This window comes from Alteromonas sp. ABH4_453, from assembly GCF_056160665.1.
Map to the genome: position 1 here is coordinate 283,303 of NZ_JBSWXP010000002.1, position 17,686 is coordinate 300,988.

Below are 17,686 nucleotides of genomic sequence, written 5' to 3' on the forward strand. Positions count from 1 at the left end.
GCGTTTTTACGCTGCCTTTGTGATTTCAGAACAAACATTTTTGTCAGGGAATTTGGCAGCTATACAACGGCTATATTTGCGCAAACAAATCTTGTAAGCAGGTGATGGCAGCGCTTATTTTCGCTGGCATCAGATCGCGCTTTGGCGTTACCGCATATACAGTATAGTCAGGCAAATCCCAGTCGGTGAAAAGCTGCTTCATCTCGTTTGATTTGAGTAAATGTCTCACTTCTGGCTCAGGCAATACGGCAAAGCCCAAGCCATCTTGGGTAAGCTTAATGAGTGTCTGCATTGAATTGACGTCAATACGTTGGGTATCCAGTTCAAATTCGCCTTGGCTTTCGTGCTTCATTACGTAGTCTTCAATATGTCTATGTGTAATATAAGCATGCCTATTTAATTGGTCTGGTGAAGATAACGTTTCGTTGGCTAACGGATGCGCTGCCGAGACACATAAAATACGCTTCCATGTTGCCAGTATCAAGCTGCTAAAGTTAGTGTCTGAAACTGGGGCGAAGCAAAGTACCAGGTCTGCACTTGATGCAATGATATCTTTCGGTTCATCCGTTACCGTCAAAGATATCGTGATTTTGGGAAATTCTTCACAAAGCTTTTTCAATGGTTCACTGAGTAAACCGCCACCAAATCCTTCAGGGGCAATAATGTTAATATTCCCTTTGGGGTTATCTTGAAGACTTTCAATTTTCTGTTGCGCTAGTTCTGCGGTTTTCAGCATTTGCTTGCTGGTGTCGTAGTATATGCGTCCAGCTTCTGTAAGGCTCAAGCTTCGGGTATTTCGGTTAAAAAGACTAAGCCCTATATCATGTTCAAGCTTTCGTAGCTGTTGGCTAATTGCAGAAACAGTCATGTGTAGCTCGCGGGCTGCCACACTCATGCTACCGCTGTCTGTTACCGCAACAAAAACCTGAAGAGAGCGTAGTAATTTAGTATTCATGGCGCAGTCAAATCCTTTCAGTAGGCCGAAACTGTGTAAAAGTGCATTTGTAGCAAATTAACGACGTTAATGGTGGGATTTTACCTTATTTAGACGCTAATGAACGCTTTTAAGAAGTGGCCTTTACATTACGTTTACACATACGTTTTATGCACAATTACATTATGTGAATAGCAACACATAAAAGGGATACAAGGCGGTTGGATTAATTAATAAACATCCGCCTTATGTTTGCCTTCGAAATTACCAATTTTGAATTTACGAAGCTTAGCATTGGGTCAAAATGCTACCGAATGGTTCTGACCATATTTATTGTGTTGGTCGCCAGTTTCACTTCAACCAGAAAGACAATAAGTGCACTAATTAGAAACATCATAGCCAGTATGAACAACACGATGACTGGCGTTTTTAAATCGACAACCCAGAGCGACCCAGAAAATAGCGCCATAATGACGGTACACACCATCAGTCCAGCGGCGACACAGAGCCCAATGGCCCAATTAATCACTTTTACTCTGCGCCATAGCACCTTAATTTCTTTTTTTGAGCGATCGACAATATGCGGGTCTGAAAGGGTATGAATCTGTCTTTCTGCCACCCTCACCCTGTCGGATATTCGGCCCAGCCGAGACGACATAACATTGAGGAAGCCCGCAATACCGGTAAGTAAAAATACGGGGGCAACAGCGAATTCGATAAGCTGTGAAAGACTAGGAATAAGTGTGTCCAATGGTTCCTCCAGCGAACAATGTTTGGTGTTCTTAATTCAGGCAAAGAGTGATTAACCCATTGCTGCAATCTACTAACGTACTGCCAGTCTATATGCGTTAGCTACACGTAAATTAGAAATAGTGTATAAAACTAAGGCTTGTGTTGTGACAGTAAAGTCTGCGAACTGCAAAGTCTACGCCAACGCTTAAATCAGAGATATGATGTAATTGTCAAAATGCCGCAACAGTTTAGCGAGTTTTAACCCATTCTTGCCTAAATTAACGATACACTAGCATCAGTTGCTAAAAAAACATTTTGTCATCATAAGGATAGATAATGCGCTTTGCCCCAAGCTTTCCTCTGTCGTTGCTAGCTGTGTCTCTGCTATCGCATTCAGCCATCGCTCAACAAACCAATGAAATAGAAAGAATTGAAACCACGTCTTCTCGTATACAGGGAAATATGAATGCTTCCGGTTATGCAGTGTCGTCTATTTCAGAAGAAACGCTTTCGCTGCTTTCATTTCAACATATCCAAGAGTCGCTGAATTACATTGCGGGTGCCGGCGTACAGCGGGGCAATGGACAAGAGTATTTACCTGCCCTTCGTTCGCCAGTATTAACCGGCGCTGGAGCGTGCGGCGGAATTTTAGCAGCAGAAGATGGAATCCCTCTACGCGCGGCAGGCTTCTGTAATATTAACGAGCTGTTTGAAGCACACGGTGAAATTGCACAGCGTATAGACGTGATAAAAGGCCCTGCGTCAGCGCTTTATGGCTCTAATGCGATACATGGTGTGATTAATGTGATTACCCCTGACACAACCCAAGGCGACGGAGAGCTTAGCGTTGATTACGGGTCTTATGGGTTTCATCGCGTAAAGCTTAAAGAAGGGAAAGACTTTGGTCACAGTGGCGTGGGTATCGCCGCCAGTGTTACCAGAGATACAGGATATCGAAATGAAGAGGGCGTTGATCAAGAGAAAGTCTCGCTTCGCCACAGGCTAGAGTGGGATAACACGGTTATCACGAGCGGCCTTACCTATACCCATTTGGACCAAGAAACTGCCGGCTACATCGAAGGGTTTGAAAGCTACAAAAATACACAAATAGCCAAGAGCAACCCGAATCCAGAAGCGTTTCGAAAAGCAGAAAGTTTTAGGCTATGGAGCAAGTTCGATACTAGCTTTAGCAGAGGTCATGCACTGTCGATTACACCTTACGTACGCAACCAGGACATGCGTTTCCGTATGCATTTTTTACCTGGCAAACCCCTTGAAACGAATGCTCAAAAAGGCGTTGGTGTGCTGTCTCAGTTCAATTACGTCATTAATGACAGCCTAAGTGCAGATATAGGATTAGACGTAGAATATACCGAAGGTGAATTAACCCAGTCACAAGACAGCGCCACAGAAGGGTCAGCCTTTTTGGTTGAAACCATTCCTGCAGGTAAACACTATGATTATGATGTAGATGCCACGCTATTTGCGCCTTTCTTTACCTTTAATTGGCAAGCTGAGCGTTGGGCTATTTCTGTCGGCTGGCGCTTTGAGTCTATGCAATACGACTACACCAACAATATGAATGTTGGTCGTGTTCGCGAAGATGGCACACAGTGCGGTTTTGGTGGCTGTAGATATTCCAGACCAGCAGACAGCGAAAATGATTTTGATAACTTTAGTCCGAAGCTTTCACTTCGTTATCAACTTAATCCTCAAACCCAGTTATTTGGCGGCATCGCAAGAGGCTATCGCGCGCCTCAGGCAACAGAGCTGTATCGTTTGCAGCGCGCACAGACTGTTACTGATCTTGACTCGGTAACGGCCGATAATATCGAGATGGGCGTTACAGGTACATTATTTGACGGCAGCTATACGCTAAGCCTTTACAGCCTACAAAAAGATAATGTGATTTACCGTGACAGCGACTTTTTCAACGTAAGCAACGGCGAAACGTGGCATAGAGGCGTAGAGCTTACTTTTGATCAACCGTTAAGCGATATACTGCGCTTAGATTTTGCTGGTACATACGCAAGGCATACCTACGAGCACAGTCAGCTCTCAGGTGAACAAGACATTAAAGGCAATGATATTGATACTGCGCCAAAGCTTCAGTTTAACGCTCGTTTAAGCTTTGAGATGTCGAGCAAAGTACAAACGCAGCTAGAGTGGCAGCATGTTTCGAGCTATTTCACCGACGCTGAAAATCTAAACGAGTACGAGGGGCATGACTTGGTACATGCGCGCGTACGCTACAGCGTGAACGAAGACGTTACATTGTATGCGCGGGTTAACAATGTATTTGATACGGACTACGCTGAACGCGCCGATTTTACTAGCTTCACCGGCCCTCGTTATTTTCCAGGACGCCCTCGAAACTACATGATCACGGCATCGTTTACGTTATAGGTTTAAATAAACAGCTGTAATAGATAATTATTAATCGTGAAAATACAGACTATTGCCGTGATTTGCTTGTACCCCAGCGGCATCAGGCGTAGTCTGTAGGCATCAGCATGGGTCTCAGTCACGCCATGTATAGCGCTTGGAAAGGTCAGGCGACATACGTGGAATGATTGTTAATAGGTATACCCATGCAAAAAATAGTAATTGTTGGTGGCGGTGCTGGTGGTCTTGAATTAGCCAGTCGCTTAAGCCGCACCCTCGGGAGAAAGAAACAAGCCGAAATTACCCTCGTCGACCGTAGTCGAACCCATATCTGGAAGCCGCTACTACACGAAGTGGCAGCCGGTGTAATTGATAAGCATTCAGACGGTGTGGACTACGCCATTCACGCTGCGGCTCATCACTATCGCTTTCAATTAGGTGAAATGTGCTCGCTTAACGCGCAAGCGCAAACCATTACCTTGTCGCCTTTAATCGACGAAGAAGGGACTCAGGTTTTACCTGAACGCGAGATTCAATATGACCAGTTAGTGCTGGCTGTTGGCAGCGTGAGTAACGACTTTGGCACACCTGGCGTTGCTGAGCATTGCTACTTTCTAGACTCGTTAAAGCAAGCTGAACGCTTTCACAGAGCGCTTCTTAATCAGCTAATCCGCATCAACCAGCAAGAAGATAAAGACGCCAAAATTGATGTCGCTATAGTAGGGGCGGGAGCAACCGGTACTGAACTTGCCGCTCAACTGCACCATGTGGCGAATTTGTCCAAGGCTTACGGAATGCCAGACATGTCAGCTTCTCGTTTAAAAATTACTATAGTAGAAGCCGGAGATCGTATATTGCCTGCGCTACCTGAGCGGATAGCAAACTCTGCAAGAAAAGCACTACATAAGTTGGGCGTAGACATTAAAGAGCAAACCATGGTGGCAGAAGCCGACGCGAAAGGACTGATCACAAAAGACGGTGGTCGAATTGACGCTGATTTAATGGTGTGGGCTGCGGGGGTGAAAGCACCGGACTTCATAACAAAGCTTGCGCTTTTTGAAACGAACAGAGCTAATCAAATCCTTGTTGATAAGCAGCTTCGCAGTTCATTTCATAAGAATATTTGGGTGTTAGGCGATTGCTGTGGTTTCCAGCAGGAAAATGGGAAGTGGGTGCCGCCTCGAGCGCAGTCTGCCCACCAAATGGCGGATATTGTTGCGCATAATATAACGTCGTTATTTACTCAAAAAGACACGAAAGATTTTACTTACAAGGACTATGGATCCTTGGTTCACTTAAGTAAATACAGCACGGTTGGAAGCTTAATGGGTTCACTGTCAAACAGCAGTATGTTTATTGAAGGGCGTCTAGCTAAGTTGGTTTACGTTTCTTTATATAATATGCATCAGTTTGCGGTACACGGAAAAATTAAAGGTGCTCTGAAGCTCCTTGTGAAGAAGCTAAGTCAGGCCATCAGCCCTAAGCTGAAACTTCACTAACCACATGTAAAAAAAGCCCCATGTTTGGGGCTTTCTTAAATCATAAACTTAGTTCGCTGGGACTAAATGTAAATAGCTATTGTTTCACGCCTTCAACGTGAAGCTCTAATTCTACCGTTTGCGACGCTGGGCCTAAATCATAGTCGATGCCATAATCTTTAAGTGCAATCGTCGTTGTGCCCATAAAGCCTGCACGATAGCCGCCCCATGGGTCTTTGCCTTCGCCAATCTTTTTGGCTTCAATTGTAATAGGCTTTGTTACACCATGAAGCGTGAAGTCACCCATTACATCCATCATGCCATTGCCTTTATCGACAATTTTTGTGCTGACAAACTTCGCCTCTGGAAAGTCGTCAACGTTTAAGAAATCGTCGCTCTTAAGGTGCTTGTCACGCTCTGCGTGGTTTGAGTCGATACTGTCGGTATCGATAGTCACCATAATTTTTGCTGCATTAGGTGCTGAGTCGTCGTAACTAAAAGTACCTTTAAAATCGTTGAAGCGACCAGTAAGCCACGAGTAGCCCAAGTGTTGAATTTTAAAGTTGATAGACGCGTGGGCGCCTTTGCTATCAATCACATAATCTGCGGCGTTAGCGGTGCTTAAAGACAGCGCAGCGGCCAAGGCAAGTGTTAACTTCTTCATCATTTCTCCTTTTTCCTCAATATCATCGAAGCCGTAACATCTGCTTCAGTGTGTCATCGTTACTAATAAAGTGGTGTTTCAGCGCAGCCAGCGCGTGAATGATCGCCAATACAATCATTGACCACGCAATATAAAAATGGGCCTCTCCTGCAATGTCTTCTTGATTTTCAAAGAATTCGCCCATTGCAGGTACAGAAAACCAATTAAATACGTCGATGCTTCTTCCATCGGCCGTTGAAATTAAATAGCCGCTCGCGAATAGCGCGATAATCAAGGTGTACAGAAGCCCATGACCTATGCGACTTAACCTTTTTTCTAACAGGGCGCCATGTGACGGCGGCCTTGAAGTAACAACACGCGTGACTAAGCGAATAACAGTGATGGCAAGCAAGAGTAATCCAACGCTCTTGTGCCAATGCGGCGCAGTCTTATACCAGTCGCTGTAGTATGTGAGGTCGACCATCCACAGCCCTGAAGCAAACATGCCGACAATGGCAATGGCAGATATCCAATGCAAAACAACTATAGGTCTGGACCATCTTGGTTTCATATCGCTTCCGTTATTACTTACTTGAAATAAGGTTGTTTAGACCTTCAGTTAAACGCGTTACCCCAAGCGCTAAATGACCGCTGAAAAAACACCTTATGGATCAGTTGAATCTAGTGTATTTCTAATTACGTTGGCTAAACATCACATTTAATGGGAGTGTTCGTTCTTGTTTTTAGAACGAATGTACAGCAAACAACCCTCCAAACCTGAGTCGCGACACGGCTAGTTTTCTAAGACGTGTCGTTTAACGGTCGATAAAATGCGCTAAACACCTCTATTAAACGCGCTAAATACTCTTATAGTTTAAATAGGCAGTAACAAAAGTGGCTGCTTTTCTTCAATGTTGTTTAGTTCAGTAGAGGTTGTACGCTTTGCGCGTTTCGTACGTTTTGTTGGCCGTTATTCTGCCAGCGTTATTTTCATCACTAGTATCCGTCTCCGTATTGGGAGAAGGAAGAAGTGTGCAAAATATTGCGGGGCAGTCGAACAGTGCAAATTCGCTCTCAACCCTCATTAGCGACTGGGAAAGCTCCGCTTTTGAAGTATCTGACGACGACATTGATGATGGCATATCGTTAGTCGACATCACCAGCGGCTTGGAAAAATACCGGTTTTCGGCGGGTAAAACGATTGATGCAAAAGCCTTTACTAGGCAGCGCGATAACATCATTCGAGGGCCACCTTCTTTCACTTAATCATTAAAAAACTGAATTTTTTTTATTTTTGATTAGGAGAAAGGTATGCACGCCTTAAATCTATATAAAACCGAAGCTATCGATACATTGGCATGGCCGGTTGTTGAAAACACCATTACTGTACAGTCATCTGCTATGGCGGTCTTCACTGACTTTAAGCAGCACTTACCACACGTTATTGATGCTCGAACTCCAGCGACGAAAATAGAGTCGATTATGCGTCAGTCTCATGTTCGTATGATGCTGGTGGTAAACAGTGAGAACCGTTTCGTTGGTATTGTGACCAGTCACGATGTCGGTGAACAACAAATCATTCAGCGTGTGAGCGAGCTTAAGATTAAGCGAGAAGAGCTCACTGTTCATGATTTCATGCGTCCTAAAACCTCGCTCATGTCGTTCGATTTCAGTGAGCTAATACGTTCATCAGTGGGGGACGTGATAGAAACACTCAAAGATTACGGGCAGCATCACTGTCTAGTTATGGACAGAAATAGCCATGAAGTTCGTGGTGTAATTAGCGTCAGTGATATTGCGAGAGAGTTGCGCTTGCCCCTTGATATACAAGGTAAGCCTACGTTCGCCGAGCTCATCACTATATTAGCGGCTTAAACTTCCATTTTATGAGTTTTAGACCATACTTTTACTGCGCGCTGTCGTTAAGCAGCGCGCAGTAAAACGCATATAGCTCATAATGCAATATGGCTATGTGCTGACCAGAATTTTAATAAGAGTGATTAGGTGGTTGTATGAGGTACGCGCATGGTGAGTTTATTGTGACTCTGTGTGGTGATTCGGTAGTGACACAAGCCTACGGGCCTTGGAATAGGGAATGTGTAAAAAGTTTTGGTGAGGAATATCGCACCAGCGCGGAAGGGTTATTTGGCAAAGTGTGGTGCAATATCGTGTGCGTTACAGGAGAGTCACTGCTGATACCCGAAGCAGAAGCACAGCTGCGCGAGCGTACGGCAGCAATGCAACCTTTGGGCTTGACTCACATTGCGGTTGTATTAGGTGATTCGACAGCAAAAGCAACGACTAAGGGTCAACTCAAACGCGTGTACAAAGGGCTCAATATCGAAGTTACGTTTGTTGAACTATTCGAAGAGGCCGTTGAATGGCTTTCCGAACACAGGTTTAGTATCGAACCAGAAGGTATCTCATCACATTTAGCAAAAGTAGCAGCAAAGGAAGCGTCTTAGTTGGGGACGTTTTAAGTGAATTGTTAACTAGCAAGCGAGTTGGTACGTATTTCGCTAATCAATGCATAGATAGCTAAAAAATCTTGTTGCGATTGTTTGATGAAACGAGGCGAAATTATGAATAGATCACCATTTCCTACCAGCGTAGTAACCAAAGCGTTCACTTGGGCTTATCAAGAACTGGGTTTAAATATCAAACAAGCCTCTGAAATATTAGGTATTTCTCCTTCGTCTCTTGCGCAAACTACCTTGCTTGGTTTTGAAGGCGGCACCGTAGAGTACCGTAAGCAACTCGCGTTTATTCGTATGTATCATTTACTCATTTCATTGTCAGAAGGGGACAGTGAACAAATGAAAACGTGGTTTAGTAGCTACAATATTACGCTTGAATCGAGTCCTCTTGAGATGTGTAAGGAATATGATGGAATTGAGTGTGTGGCAGACCAGTTGCGTAAATTAAAACAGTCTGAATCTGGCAGGCAGAGCGCACTGGCTGTTGTTGAGTTCTCTCACAACGCTCACGCTTCAAAAATAGGCGCTATGTTTCATTAATCAGCTTGTCGCGCTTTACTGTCAATCTCAACAATAAAGTCGGCACATATTTGCACTTGAGTAACGGGGATCATGTGCCCTGCGTTAGGAATTATTTTTTGTACGGCCGTGGTTATTGAAGAAGTAACAGCTTCGATATGCTCGCTTGGCTTTAAAATTGTGTCCTTTTCTCCATACAAGATACCCACTGGACATTGGATGTCATTGTAATCGTTCTGCTGTCTATGCAGGCTACCTTGTGCAGAAACCGTATCTCGGCTTCCTTCATAAAAGCTTCGCGAGTGAAGCGCGAGTAAGCCGCCGCCTTCTATAGAAAAGGATGAGGGAACCGGCTCTGGGTGAAAGATTTGAGCAACCTGCTTTCGTCCCAACTTTGCTCTTAATGGGCTGGCAATGGTTTTAGCTACGCCATTGCGCACGAATTCATTAGGTATGTACAGTACCGAAAGTGGCCCTGCACCACCTTTAAGTGGTGTGGTTAACGGGCATAGCAATGACACAGATGTGATTTTTTCAGGCGCGTCTATCGCCATTCTTAATGCAATACCGCCGCCCATCGAATGACCTGCAATACTGGCTTTTTCGATGCCTTCTATTCTCATCCACTCTAATATCATCTTGCTTTGTTGCTCAAAGCTCGCAGACGTGCGTTTGTATCGGCTAGAAAAGCCGCTACCTGGGCGGTCAACAGAATACACGGTATAGCGCGATGCTAAAGTTTTAGCTAAATCGATAAAATTGCTACTATTGCCTAGTAAACCGTGAATAAGTATAAGCGATGGCCCGCTTCCTTGCTTTTGCCAATGGATAATCCCTCCCTCAACAGGGGTAAGTTTTCCCGATGGCGTGAATGCTGACTCGATACTGCTATCCATTTTTGCAGTAAACCAAATAAGAGCGACAAGGATACAAATAATGACAAGTAAAGCGAACAGCATGTTGTGTTTCCATAGCAAGAGTGAATTTTAACCTATCGGTTAACCCACAAACGGTCAAGTGAGTAATGAATAATAGTCACTAGTTGTGAGCCGGGTTTTAATGCAATAAAGCTAGCGCGCCATGCGAAGAAGTAATAGGAAATAAAATGGAACTACCGATAACATCGTCAATATCGATAGATGAGGGCGAGGCAGATTTGCAAGCTATTCGAGCGCAAGGCAGTGGCGGGCAAAACGTTAACAAAGTCAGCAGTGCTATACACCTGAGATTCGACATTAATAAGTCGTCACTGCCCGATAAGCTAAAGGCTAAGTTGTTGAGCTTAAAAGATAGTCGCGTCACTAATGAGGGTGTATTTGTGTTAAAAGCACAAAACTTCCGAACTCAAGAACAAAACAGAGAAGATGCGTTAGCGCGTCTTGTCGCTTGGATTAAGGCTGCAACAGTCGAGCAAAAACCGCGTATAAAAACTAAGGTAAGCCGCGCTGCGAAAGCTCGTCGTGTAGATGTAAAAAAACAACAAGGTGCTAAAAAATCCATGCGTAAGAAAGTGGAATTTTAATCAAAATTAATCTAAAGTATTAAGTCTTATAGATGTCATTTCGCAAGACAACGGAAAATTCTTACAATAATAAATGAATGTGTCTTGTGCTTGTGCTAATTATTGGAACGTAGGGAAGCATACAAAGTGACGCGTTCGAACGTTATTCCTATGGTGCTATTTGCAGCCATAGTAGTTTCGCTTGGGATTAATACACCGCAAGCCGCAAACGAGATTATTGCTCGTTTGTTTAACAAGTCTATTTCAAACTCGGAACTTCAGCCATCGCAGGCTGACGTCGACCGTTTTCAATCTATTTTGACCGACAAATCAGAGAAAGAAGTTCGCGATATTTTGGCGCAACGTGCGCTTGGTAATAAAATCACTGAATCTGTACTTTCTGATTTTGCCGATAAAAACGCGATAGAGCCCAACGAAAGTGAAATTCAATCTGCGTATTCGGTGATAAAGCTGTGGACCGTTGATTTAGATGAAAATGGCGCCTATCAAAACGACGAGTTAGAGCGTTACCGTTTTGCGATGGCTGAAGGCATGGCTAAAAGTTGGAAAGTATCTAAAGCGCTTTACGAGGCCTATGGCGGCGATGTGGTTTTCCAACAAGATAACCCTTTAACACCTGTAGGTGCTTATCAAAAGTTATTTGAGCAGTATCGAGAACAAGGTGAGTTTGTCATTTACGACCCTGTCTTTAAAGCAGCGTTTTGGAGCTCGGTCAAAATGAAATATGCTAAAACCTACGACCCCGATAACATAGATTACTCTCTTCCTTGGTGGGAAAAGAGTATGACTGCTTCAGGAAAATAGCTCAAATAAAGCCCTGTTTTTACGGGGCTTTTTTAATTATCTTCAAAAAAATCATTTTTCAGTGGAATAAATCGTTTTCTCTAATCGTTATCTCAGTGTCCTTTATGAAAAACGGAGATAACCGGATGAAAAAGTTAAACACTGCAATTGCACTAGCGTTAGGTATCGCATCAACGTCAGCCTTGGCTCAAGAAGCCACGTTTTCTGCGAACACCTCAGCGAATACCTCTGCGTCGTTTTCGATAACAGACGGTGTAAACACGCAATCTGAAACTCAAGTAAACACACAGACTTCAGTGCAAGGCGAAACCAATACACAGAACGTGATGTCTGCCGAAACTAATGGACAGCTATTGGCGAGCCAGGCAAACAATGACACACCAAGCGTTCAAGTAAGTGATCAAGCCCCTGAAGAACAAAACGAAAGTAATGCAGAACAGGCAGCGCCGAATGAAGTGTCACAAACGTTCACTTCAAACGTTAGTCTTTTAGCAAATAGTGCGCAGCAGCTTTCGACAACAGCTGCGTCGTCTTTGTTAACATCTTCTCAAACCTCGCTTGATGGAGCCGTGTCTGCAACGTCGGATATGGCAAATACAATGGCAGCCTCGGTTACTGGTGCCGCCGGAAACGCAGTTGACAGCGGCGTAATTAACACAGTTGCCAGCTCTGTAAACGGCACTGTTGCTACTGCGGTTGAGGGTACAATTACGAACACAGTAGGAAATACTGTAGCGAGCACTGTAGAAGATGCAGTTTCAAGTACCGTCGAACAAACTGTGTCGGCAACGGTAGGCAATGCTGTAGAGGGTGCAGTAGCCGATACTGTAGAAGGTACGGTAGCAAATACGGTGGAGAGCACAGTCGCTAGCTCTGTAGAAAGCGCTATAACGAGCACAGTTAACGACAATGTTGCTTCAAGTATCTCTGGTGCGCTAGGACTTTAATACTCTGTTTTAAAACTTTAGGTGAGAGTGGTAAGCCTAAAATTGGTACTTTGAACAACCGCCTTAAAACCTGAGTGCGGCTTGTCTAAATTAAAAGACAAGCCGCTTTTCAAAAGGATGGCTATCGGAGCAGACACGTTACTAGCCATCTCACTCGTTTAGTTAAAGCGAGCGTTCAAGTCAAATCTCATCTTCCCATGCTTAAAAAGCCATAAAAGCTCTCGCTTAGTTTCACTTTCCTGCAGTAGGTAAAAATAATGAACACGCAAATATCTCGATATTTAACAACAAAACCACTCTCTTGCTTTGGCGGTTACCAATACCTCTTTGTTGCTGTTAGTGCAGCATTATTCAGCTGCTGCACAGCCTATGCTGGGCAAACCGCGCAGTCAGACGCTGATGAAAGTTCACGTAAGTCAGGTGATAAGCATCAAGCGATTTCATTTTCGGGTTCTGGTTATATAGGGTACCGCTCTGACAGTAACGTGAGCGTTAGCGAACTTGACACAAATTCCGATGTGGCAGACGGCGCACTGCAGTCACAGGCTGAGCTAAAGATGTCAGTGAAACCTACTGATAAGTGGAAAAATGTGCTGTCGGTGAGCCAGGTGAATACCCACTATCAATCGCTAAGCGAATTTGATGTTGGCCTCACCACTTTGTCCGTAAGCGCTAACTATGAATTTGATTTCGCGAAGCTAGGAACGCACTACTATCATGCTAGTGCCAAACTGGATGGTCGGGATTTTCTCGCCTATCAACAGTATGGGTTATCAGCGGGTAAACTACTAGGGCAGCGTACATATTTGCGCATCAGTAGCGACCTTATCGATAAACAGTTCAAGAACGCGTCAGAGGATGCGCCTAGTCGAGACAGCGATGCTGTTGCCGTGCGCGGTGACCTTTTTTACTTCTTCGAAGGGAAAGATTTTTTTCAAATCGCACTAAAATATCAAAATGAGGATGCTCAAAACAATGTGTTCGATTACTCGGGTAAGGGTGTAGATATTGTCTATACCTATCCTGTTGCAATGTTTAGTAAGCCGCTTGAGCTAAAGGTTGGCTATCAATTAGACCTGAGAAGCTATGCTTCTGCACGAGATGGAGGAATAGGCAGGGAAGACGACAGGCATATTGTTGAGTTAAGTGCAGACTACGCTGTTCATAAGAATGTGGATATAAAGCTGTCTACCCAATACGGAGACTATGCTTCTAGCGTGGATGGTGCAAACTATCAAGAAACCATTGCTGAGCTCGGCATTAACGTTCATTTCTAATGAACGCTAATGTAGGCCTTAAGGTGGGCGGTGTGTTTGAGCCTAGGGCAGTACGCCAAAACCAAATACGCTGTCCCGCCCAGGAATACCCGCATCTATCGCTAATTGCTGCAGCTTTATCAAAGCGTCGTTTCTCTCTTTCTCAGCACGTAAAAAGCACGCATACAAGGCGGTGGCTCGAGGTGACGCCATAGAGGTACCCGTTTGTCTAACCGTTTTTCCATTAGGGTGTGCAGCATCTATTGATACACCAAATGCAGCAAAGTCAACGTAATCTCCTTGATTTGCCCACCTGTAAATTGCATTAGATTTATCAACGGCTGTAATGCCCAATGTTTCAGGATAAGCCGCAGGGTACAAGGGTAAAGAGGCAGGGCCCTCGTTACCTACAGCTGCAATTATTTGAATACCGTTCTCATCTAACTTTTTTATAACCCTCGCTAAAATAGGGTTGTCGGGACCTGCCAAACTCATATTTATGGCATCTACATGCTGAGATGCAAGATAGTTCAGGCCTTCAATTAACGACATCAGTGTAGCGCCTTGGCTTACACTGTTGCGTGAATAAAAGACACTGGCATTAAATACTTGGCTTGATTCAGGTACCGACGCTGCCAATAAACTCGCTACTGCTGTGCCATGATCGTAAGAAATGGGGACGCCTTTTGCTTGGGAGCCCTTCAAAACCTTCTGATCTTCTTCTGTTGCTTGTGTGCTGACGTTTTGATACTGCCCAACAGTGAAAGAGACTTGTGTAAGGTTGATGTGTGACAGCTTAGGATGAGTAGACATAACATGAGTATCAATCATCCCAATGCGTAGCGGGGTGGGGCAAACTTCAAATTTTTGTGATGATTTATTTGACTGTTGCTCAATGTTCGGCCTATTTCCAGTCTTTGTAACGTCATTTTGTGACAAGTAAATATGATTTCGCCCAATTTGAGTCTGAAGCTTTTTTGGTAAACTGTTGCGAATAGATGACACCTCTTCTTTATCACCTGCGACTTTTACTTTAAAAAGCCACTGAGAGAGAGCAGGTAAAAACTGAGCCTGTTGTATTTCAATGTTGTTATTTTGAAAATGTAATTTGTCTGCTTCTTCCCCTAAAAATAGCCACTCATTTTCGACAGCAAGAAAACCATTTTCTACTATAACCTCATTGACAATTACCTGACCTGATGAAGATAGAATAGTGGCTGTCTCAGGGGGGGCGAATTTAAGAGAAGGAATACTGTTAACCACGCCCGAGACCAACGCCGTAGCGCTATCCACTCCTTCTATAGATGATTGCACGCGTCGTTTTGCTTCCTCGCGAATGGCGGTTAAATCGGAAGGTGTTCTATCAATTATTGGGCGCACTGGCGACACTACTTGATTCAAAGTTCCTACGAGTTGAGCTTGGGATATTGATGCCGCGAACAAGCTCATAACTCCCACCATAAGTGCGTACTTCATTTTGCTGCCTTTACATTAATGTTGGTGCAGATCAGTGATAAGAGAAGGAATGGCATAAATTGTGCCATAGTCCTAAGCAAGTATTACCACTGCCTTATATTGTAGTGACGAATAGATAGAAAAAAAATTCCAATGCGAATGGCATGGTAATCCATACCATTGAAAAAAAGATGCAATGCAGCGGAATAAAAATAACAGTGGCTCGTTAAAAGAGTATTGATAATGGAAATCTTCACGAAGGTACATGAAAATGAAAGATGAGTTGACAGAACTCGTCCCGTCATTGCGAAAATTCGCATATTCGTTGACGGGAAACATACATGATGCTGATGATTTACTTCAGAACACGCTTGAAAGATTACTTAGTAAACCGATCCCTGAACAAGTGACTTTAATGGCATGGGCATTTAGAGTGTGTCGTAATTGCTGGATAGACGAGTACAGAGCGAAGAAAGTACGTGCTAATGCCTGCGATGTTCTTTCTCATGAAGCGCAGTCTGCACATCAATTAAATATGGATGAGGCGGTGACGCAAGCGATAACGTTAAAACAGGTTTCCAGTGCCATGGACGAGCTACCATGTGAGCAAAGAGAAACCCTTTCTTTAGTGGCGGTACAAGGAATGAGTTACGCCGATGCTTCTGAAGTTTTACAAGTGCCAGCAGGGACCATCATGAGCCGCCTAGCCAGAGCAAGAGTGAAGATATCAAACTTATTAAACGGGCAAAAAGAGGTGCTATCGTGATCTTAACTGACGAGAAACTCTCTGCGTTTTTAGATGGAGAGTTAAACACAGCAGAGATGGACACAGTCCGTGAAGCGATAGCGCAAGATGCATCCATTTCTGACCGACTCGCCGCACTTGCAGAAGTAGACAGAGTAGTAAAAGTAGCGGCAGAAAAGGCGACTGCAGTTGCGCTACCTAAAGAAATCGTAGCCCTTTTGAGTGATGAAAAACAGCTGAGCCAAGAAAGCGAAATACAGGCTTCTGGCATGAGCTTAGCTAGCGAAAGCTCGTCAAATCAGAGTTTTGCGGAAAATGTTAAGCCGTTTCCAAAGAAAGTGGACGTAACTAATAATGGGCTTGGTGGGCAAACAAAGTGGAAAGGACCTTTTGCAATAGCGGCGAGTGTAGCGGTATTAGCAGGCTTAGTATTTTTTAATCAACAAGGGGTTGAAACAGCACAACCTTCTCATTGGGCTAACGTTTCGTCTGTGCTCGATGAAAATCTTTCGGGTGAAACTACCTCGTTTGTATCCGGCGTTGCGGTAACGCCACAGTTGTCTTTTTTAAACACTGAATTCAACTACTGCCGACAAGCTGAAGTAGCATCACAAGATGAACTAAGTGTAATGATCGCATGTAAAGATAAGCAGGGTACATGGCAGCTTGCCGCTAGCAAATTGGATGAGGTAAGCAAAATGGCAGGTGAATATCAAACGGCTACTAGCGCCAAATCACTGGAAGATGAGCTAGATAAAATGATGGCATCGGCGCCATTAAACCGAGAGCAAGAAAAAAACGCAATAGAAGCAACTTGGCTATCTGATAAGGCCAAAGGAGTAAATGATGAAAACTAAGATTATGTTAGTCATTGCGGTAATAATTATGGCGGGCTGTGCAAGCCAACCTGACTATAGACAAGCAAAGCAAGGTGGTTTTGGCTATACCGAAAGCAAACTGAGTGACACACAATACCGTGTGCATTTTAAAGCTAAAGGAACAGATAAGGCCAAAGCTATGGACTATGCTATGCTGCGTGCCGCTGAGCTTACGCTTCTAGAAGGTTACGACTGGTTTGTTGTTACCGACCGCGAAACGCTAGTCGATAAAGAGACGGTTCAAACCACACCTACCGCTGGGTTTAGCCAGCGGTACGCACGAGTTACCGATTGTGGTGTGCTTACATGCCGCACTTCTTATCACCCGACTACTCAATTTGAAACCGGTGTATTTGTGGGTGGTTCCCAAAAGAGTGAGATTGAGAGCATTCTAAACATTGAATTAGGTAAAGGCACGCGCCCTTCATCAGCGACCAGTTTTGATGCAAGGGAAGTACGTGAAAATCTTCAGCCGAATATAGAACAGTAATGTATTTTACCGGCCATTCATTAAATTCGGGTGGTATTTAGGTGAAATCGGTCTTCTAAAGTATCAGCGTTATGCATTCATAGGCTGAACAAACAAGAAGGGCCGCAGCGTAAAGTTGCGGCCCTTCTTAATTTTACATTAGCAAACGTTTACGCTTGCTAACAAGCACTCTCTTGTTCGAGCACTGAAGAAAACCTAAGATATTAGTTGAAGTACTCGTCTACTTCTTTTTCAGCCTCATCACGGGTTTTGCCGTACTCTTGCTGAATTTTCCCTACTAATTCTTCGCGACGACCGTCTATAACATCTAAGTCGTCATCGGTAAGTTTGCCCCATTTCTGCTGTACTTTACCTTTCATTTCTTTCCAATTACCTTCAATACGATCACTGTTCATAATTTGCTCTCCTTATCTAAACAATT

20 protein-coding genes are annotated in these 17,686 nt (G+C 44.0%); 13 read left to right on the plus strand and 7 right to left on the minus strand.

Annotated elements, in window-relative coordinates; genetic code table 11:
• Nucleotides 1-70 precede the first annotated feature (70 nt).
• Together ACXAGV_RS04670 and ACXAGV_RS04675 are read right to left on the minus strand one after the other, a co-directional pair.
• Nucleotides 71-955 carry a LysR family transcriptional regulator gene (locus ACXAGV_RS04670; RefSeq protein WP_474872257.1) on the minus strand — a complete coding sequence of 295 codons (885 nt, stop codon included), beginning with the start codon at nucleotides 953-955 and terminating at the stop codon, nucleotides 71-73.
• A gap of 286 nt (nucleotides 956-1,241) precedes the next feature.
• On the minus strand, nucleotides 1,242-1,685 hold the full coding sequence (locus ACXAGV_RS04675; protein ID WP_014951195.1) for a DUF2721 domain-containing protein: 444 nt from the start codon (nucleotides 1,683-1,685) through the stop codon (nucleotides 1,242-1,244).
• Nucleotides 1,686-2,002: 317 nt separating this feature from the next.
• Between ACXAGV_RS04675 and ACXAGV_RS04680 the strand changes: the two genes are divergently transcribed.
• Entirely contained in the window at nucleotides 2,003-4,072 is a 2,070-nt protein-coding gene (locus ACXAGV_RS04680; RefSeq protein WP_474872258.1) for a TonB-dependent receptor, read from the plus strand.
• 185 nt (nucleotides 4,073-4,257) lie between these two features.
• The gene (locus ACXAGV_RS04685; protein ID WP_474872259.1) at nucleotides 4,258-5,550 is read left to right on the plus strand and encodes an NAD(P)/FAD-dependent oxidoreductase; all 1,293 of its coding nucleotides are present in this window, start codon (nucleotides 4,258-4,260) and stop codon (nucleotides 5,548-5,550) included.
• A 76-nt stretch (nucleotides 5,551-5,626) separates the two neighbouring features.
• Here ACXAGV_RS04685 and ACXAGV_RS04690 read toward each other — a convergent pair whose 3' ends face one another.
• Nucleotides 5,627-6,193 carry a YceI family protein gene (locus ACXAGV_RS04690; RefSeq protein ID WP_474872522.1) on the minus strand — a complete coding sequence of 189 codons (567 nt, stop codon included), beginning with the start codon at nucleotides 6,191-6,193 and terminating at the stop codon, nucleotides 5,627-5,629.
• Between the two features lie 22 nt (nucleotides 6,194-6,215).
• Nucleotides 6,216-6,743 carry a cytochrome b gene (locus ACXAGV_RS04695; RefSeq protein WP_474872260.1) on the minus strand — a complete coding sequence of 176 codons (528 nt, stop codon included), beginning with the start codon at nucleotides 6,741-6,743 and terminating at the stop codon, nucleotides 6,216-6,218.
• 461 nt (nucleotides 6,744-7,204) lie between these two features.
• On the opposite strand from ACXAGV_RS04695, the gene ACXAGV_RS04700 reads away from it, so the two are divergent.
• From ACXAGV_RS04700 to ACXAGV_RS04715, 4 genes are all read left to right on the plus strand, one after another.
• Entirely contained in the window at nucleotides 7,205-7,438 is a 234-nt protein-coding gene (locus ACXAGV_RS04700) for a hypothetical protein (protein WP_474872261.1), read from the plus strand.
• Between the two features lie 45 nt (nucleotides 7,439-7,483).
• Nucleotides 7,484-8,047: a CBS domain-containing protein gene (locus ACXAGV_RS04705; RefSeq protein ID WP_474872262.1), complete on the plus strand. Its 564-nt coding sequence runs from the start codon at nucleotides 7,484-7,486 to the stop codon at nucleotides 8,045-8,047.
• 137 nt (nucleotides 8,048-8,184) lie between these two features.
• Nucleotides 8,185-8,637: a hypothetical protein gene (locus tag ACXAGV_RS04710; RefSeq protein WP_474872263.1), complete on the plus strand. Its 453-nt coding sequence runs from the start codon at nucleotides 8,185-8,187 to the stop codon at nucleotides 8,635-8,637.
• A 117-nt stretch (nucleotides 8,638-8,754) separates the two neighbouring features.
• The gene (locus tag ACXAGV_RS04715) at nucleotides 8,755-9,189 is read left to right on the plus strand and encodes a hypothetical protein (RefSeq protein ID WP_474872264.1); all 435 of its coding nucleotides are present in this window, start codon (nucleotides 8,755-8,757) and stop codon (nucleotides 9,187-9,189) included.
• Here ACXAGV_RS04715 and ACXAGV_RS04720 read toward each other — a convergent pair.
• Nucleotides 9,186-10,127 carry an alpha/beta fold hydrolase gene (locus ACXAGV_RS04720; protein WP_474872265.1) on the minus strand — a complete coding sequence of 314 codons (942 nt, stop codon included), beginning with the start codon at nucleotides 10,125-10,127 and terminating at the stop codon, nucleotides 9,186-9,188. The two genes, ACXAGV_RS04715 and ACXAGV_RS04720, sit on opposite strands and share 4 nt — an antisense overlap.
• A 146-nt stretch (nucleotides 10,128-10,273) precedes the next feature.
• Here ACXAGV_RS04720 and arfB point away from each other — a divergent pair, with 146 nt between their 5' ends.
• From arfB to ACXAGV_RS04740, 4 genes are all read left to right on the plus strand, one after another.
• On the plus strand, nucleotides 10,274-10,690 hold the full coding sequence (gene arfB, locus ACXAGV_RS04725; RefSeq protein WP_474872266.1) for an alternative ribosome rescue aminoacyl-tRNA hydrolase ArfB: 417 nt from the start codon (nucleotides 10,274-10,276) through the stop codon (nucleotides 10,688-10,690).
• Between the two features lie 126 nt (nucleotides 10,691-10,816).
• Entirely contained in the window at nucleotides 10,817-11,494 is a 678-nt protein-coding gene (locus ACXAGV_RS04730; protein ID WP_474872267.1) for a hypothetical protein, read from the plus strand.
• A gap of 125 nt (nucleotides 11,495-11,619) precedes the next feature.
• A complete protein-coding gene (locus tag ACXAGV_RS04735; RefSeq protein ID WP_474872268.1) occupies nucleotides 11,620-12,441 on the plus strand; it encodes a hypothetical protein in 822 nt (273 codons plus the stop codon).
• Nucleotides 12,442-12,698: 257 nt separating this feature from the next.
• Nucleotides 12,699-13,718 carry an outer membrane beta-barrel protein gene (locus ACXAGV_RS04740; protein ID WP_474872269.1) on the plus strand — a complete coding sequence of 340 codons (1,020 nt, stop codon included), beginning with the start codon at nucleotides 12,699-12,701 and terminating at the stop codon, nucleotides 13,716-13,718.
• Between the two features lie 42 nt (nucleotides 13,719-13,760).
• Here ACXAGV_RS04740 and ACXAGV_RS04745 read toward each other — a convergent pair whose 3' ends face one another.
• Nucleotides 13,761-15,173 (minus strand): S8 family serine peptidase, encoded by a 1,413-nt coding sequence (locus ACXAGV_RS04745; protein ID WP_474872270.1) that lies wholly within the window; start codon nucleotides 15,171-15,173, stop codon nucleotides 13,761-13,763.
• A gap of 250 nt (nucleotides 15,174-15,423) precedes the next feature.
• Here ACXAGV_RS04745 and ACXAGV_RS04750 point away from each other — a divergent pair, with 250 nt between their 5' ends.
• The 3 genes from ACXAGV_RS04750 to ACXAGV_RS04760 are packed head-to-tail and all read left to right on the plus strand — an operon-like array spanning nucleotide 15,424 to nucleotide 17,265.
• On the plus strand, nucleotides 15,424-15,918 hold the full coding sequence (locus tag ACXAGV_RS04750) for an RNA polymerase sigma factor (RefSeq protein ID WP_474872271.1): 495 nt from the start codon (nucleotides 15,424-15,426) through the stop codon (nucleotides 15,916-15,918).
• Nucleotides 15,915-16,754, plus strand: coding sequence for an anti-sigma factor (locus ACXAGV_RS04755; RefSeq protein ID WP_474872272.1), 840 nt, complete (start codon nucleotides 15,915-15,917; stop codon nucleotides 16,752-16,754). The genes ACXAGV_RS04750 and ACXAGV_RS04755 overlap by 4 nt, the downstream gene beginning before the upstream one ends.
• Nucleotides 16,744-17,265 (plus strand): CC0125/CC1285 family lipoprotein, encoded by a 522-nt coding sequence (locus ACXAGV_RS04760; RefSeq protein WP_474872523.1) that lies wholly within the window; start codon nucleotides 16,744-16,746, stop codon nucleotides 17,263-17,265. Before ACXAGV_RS04755 ends, ACXAGV_RS04760 begins: the two co-directional genes overlap by 11 nt.
• 203 nt (nucleotides 17,266-17,468) lie before the next feature.
• Here ACXAGV_RS04760 and ACXAGV_RS04765 read toward each other — a convergent pair whose 3' ends face one another.
• A complete protein-coding gene (locus tag ACXAGV_RS04765; RefSeq protein WP_474872273.1) occupies nucleotides 17,469-17,660 on the minus strand; it encodes a CsbD family protein in 192 nt (63 codons plus the stop codon).
• Nucleotides 17,661-17,686: the final 26 nt, after the last annotated feature.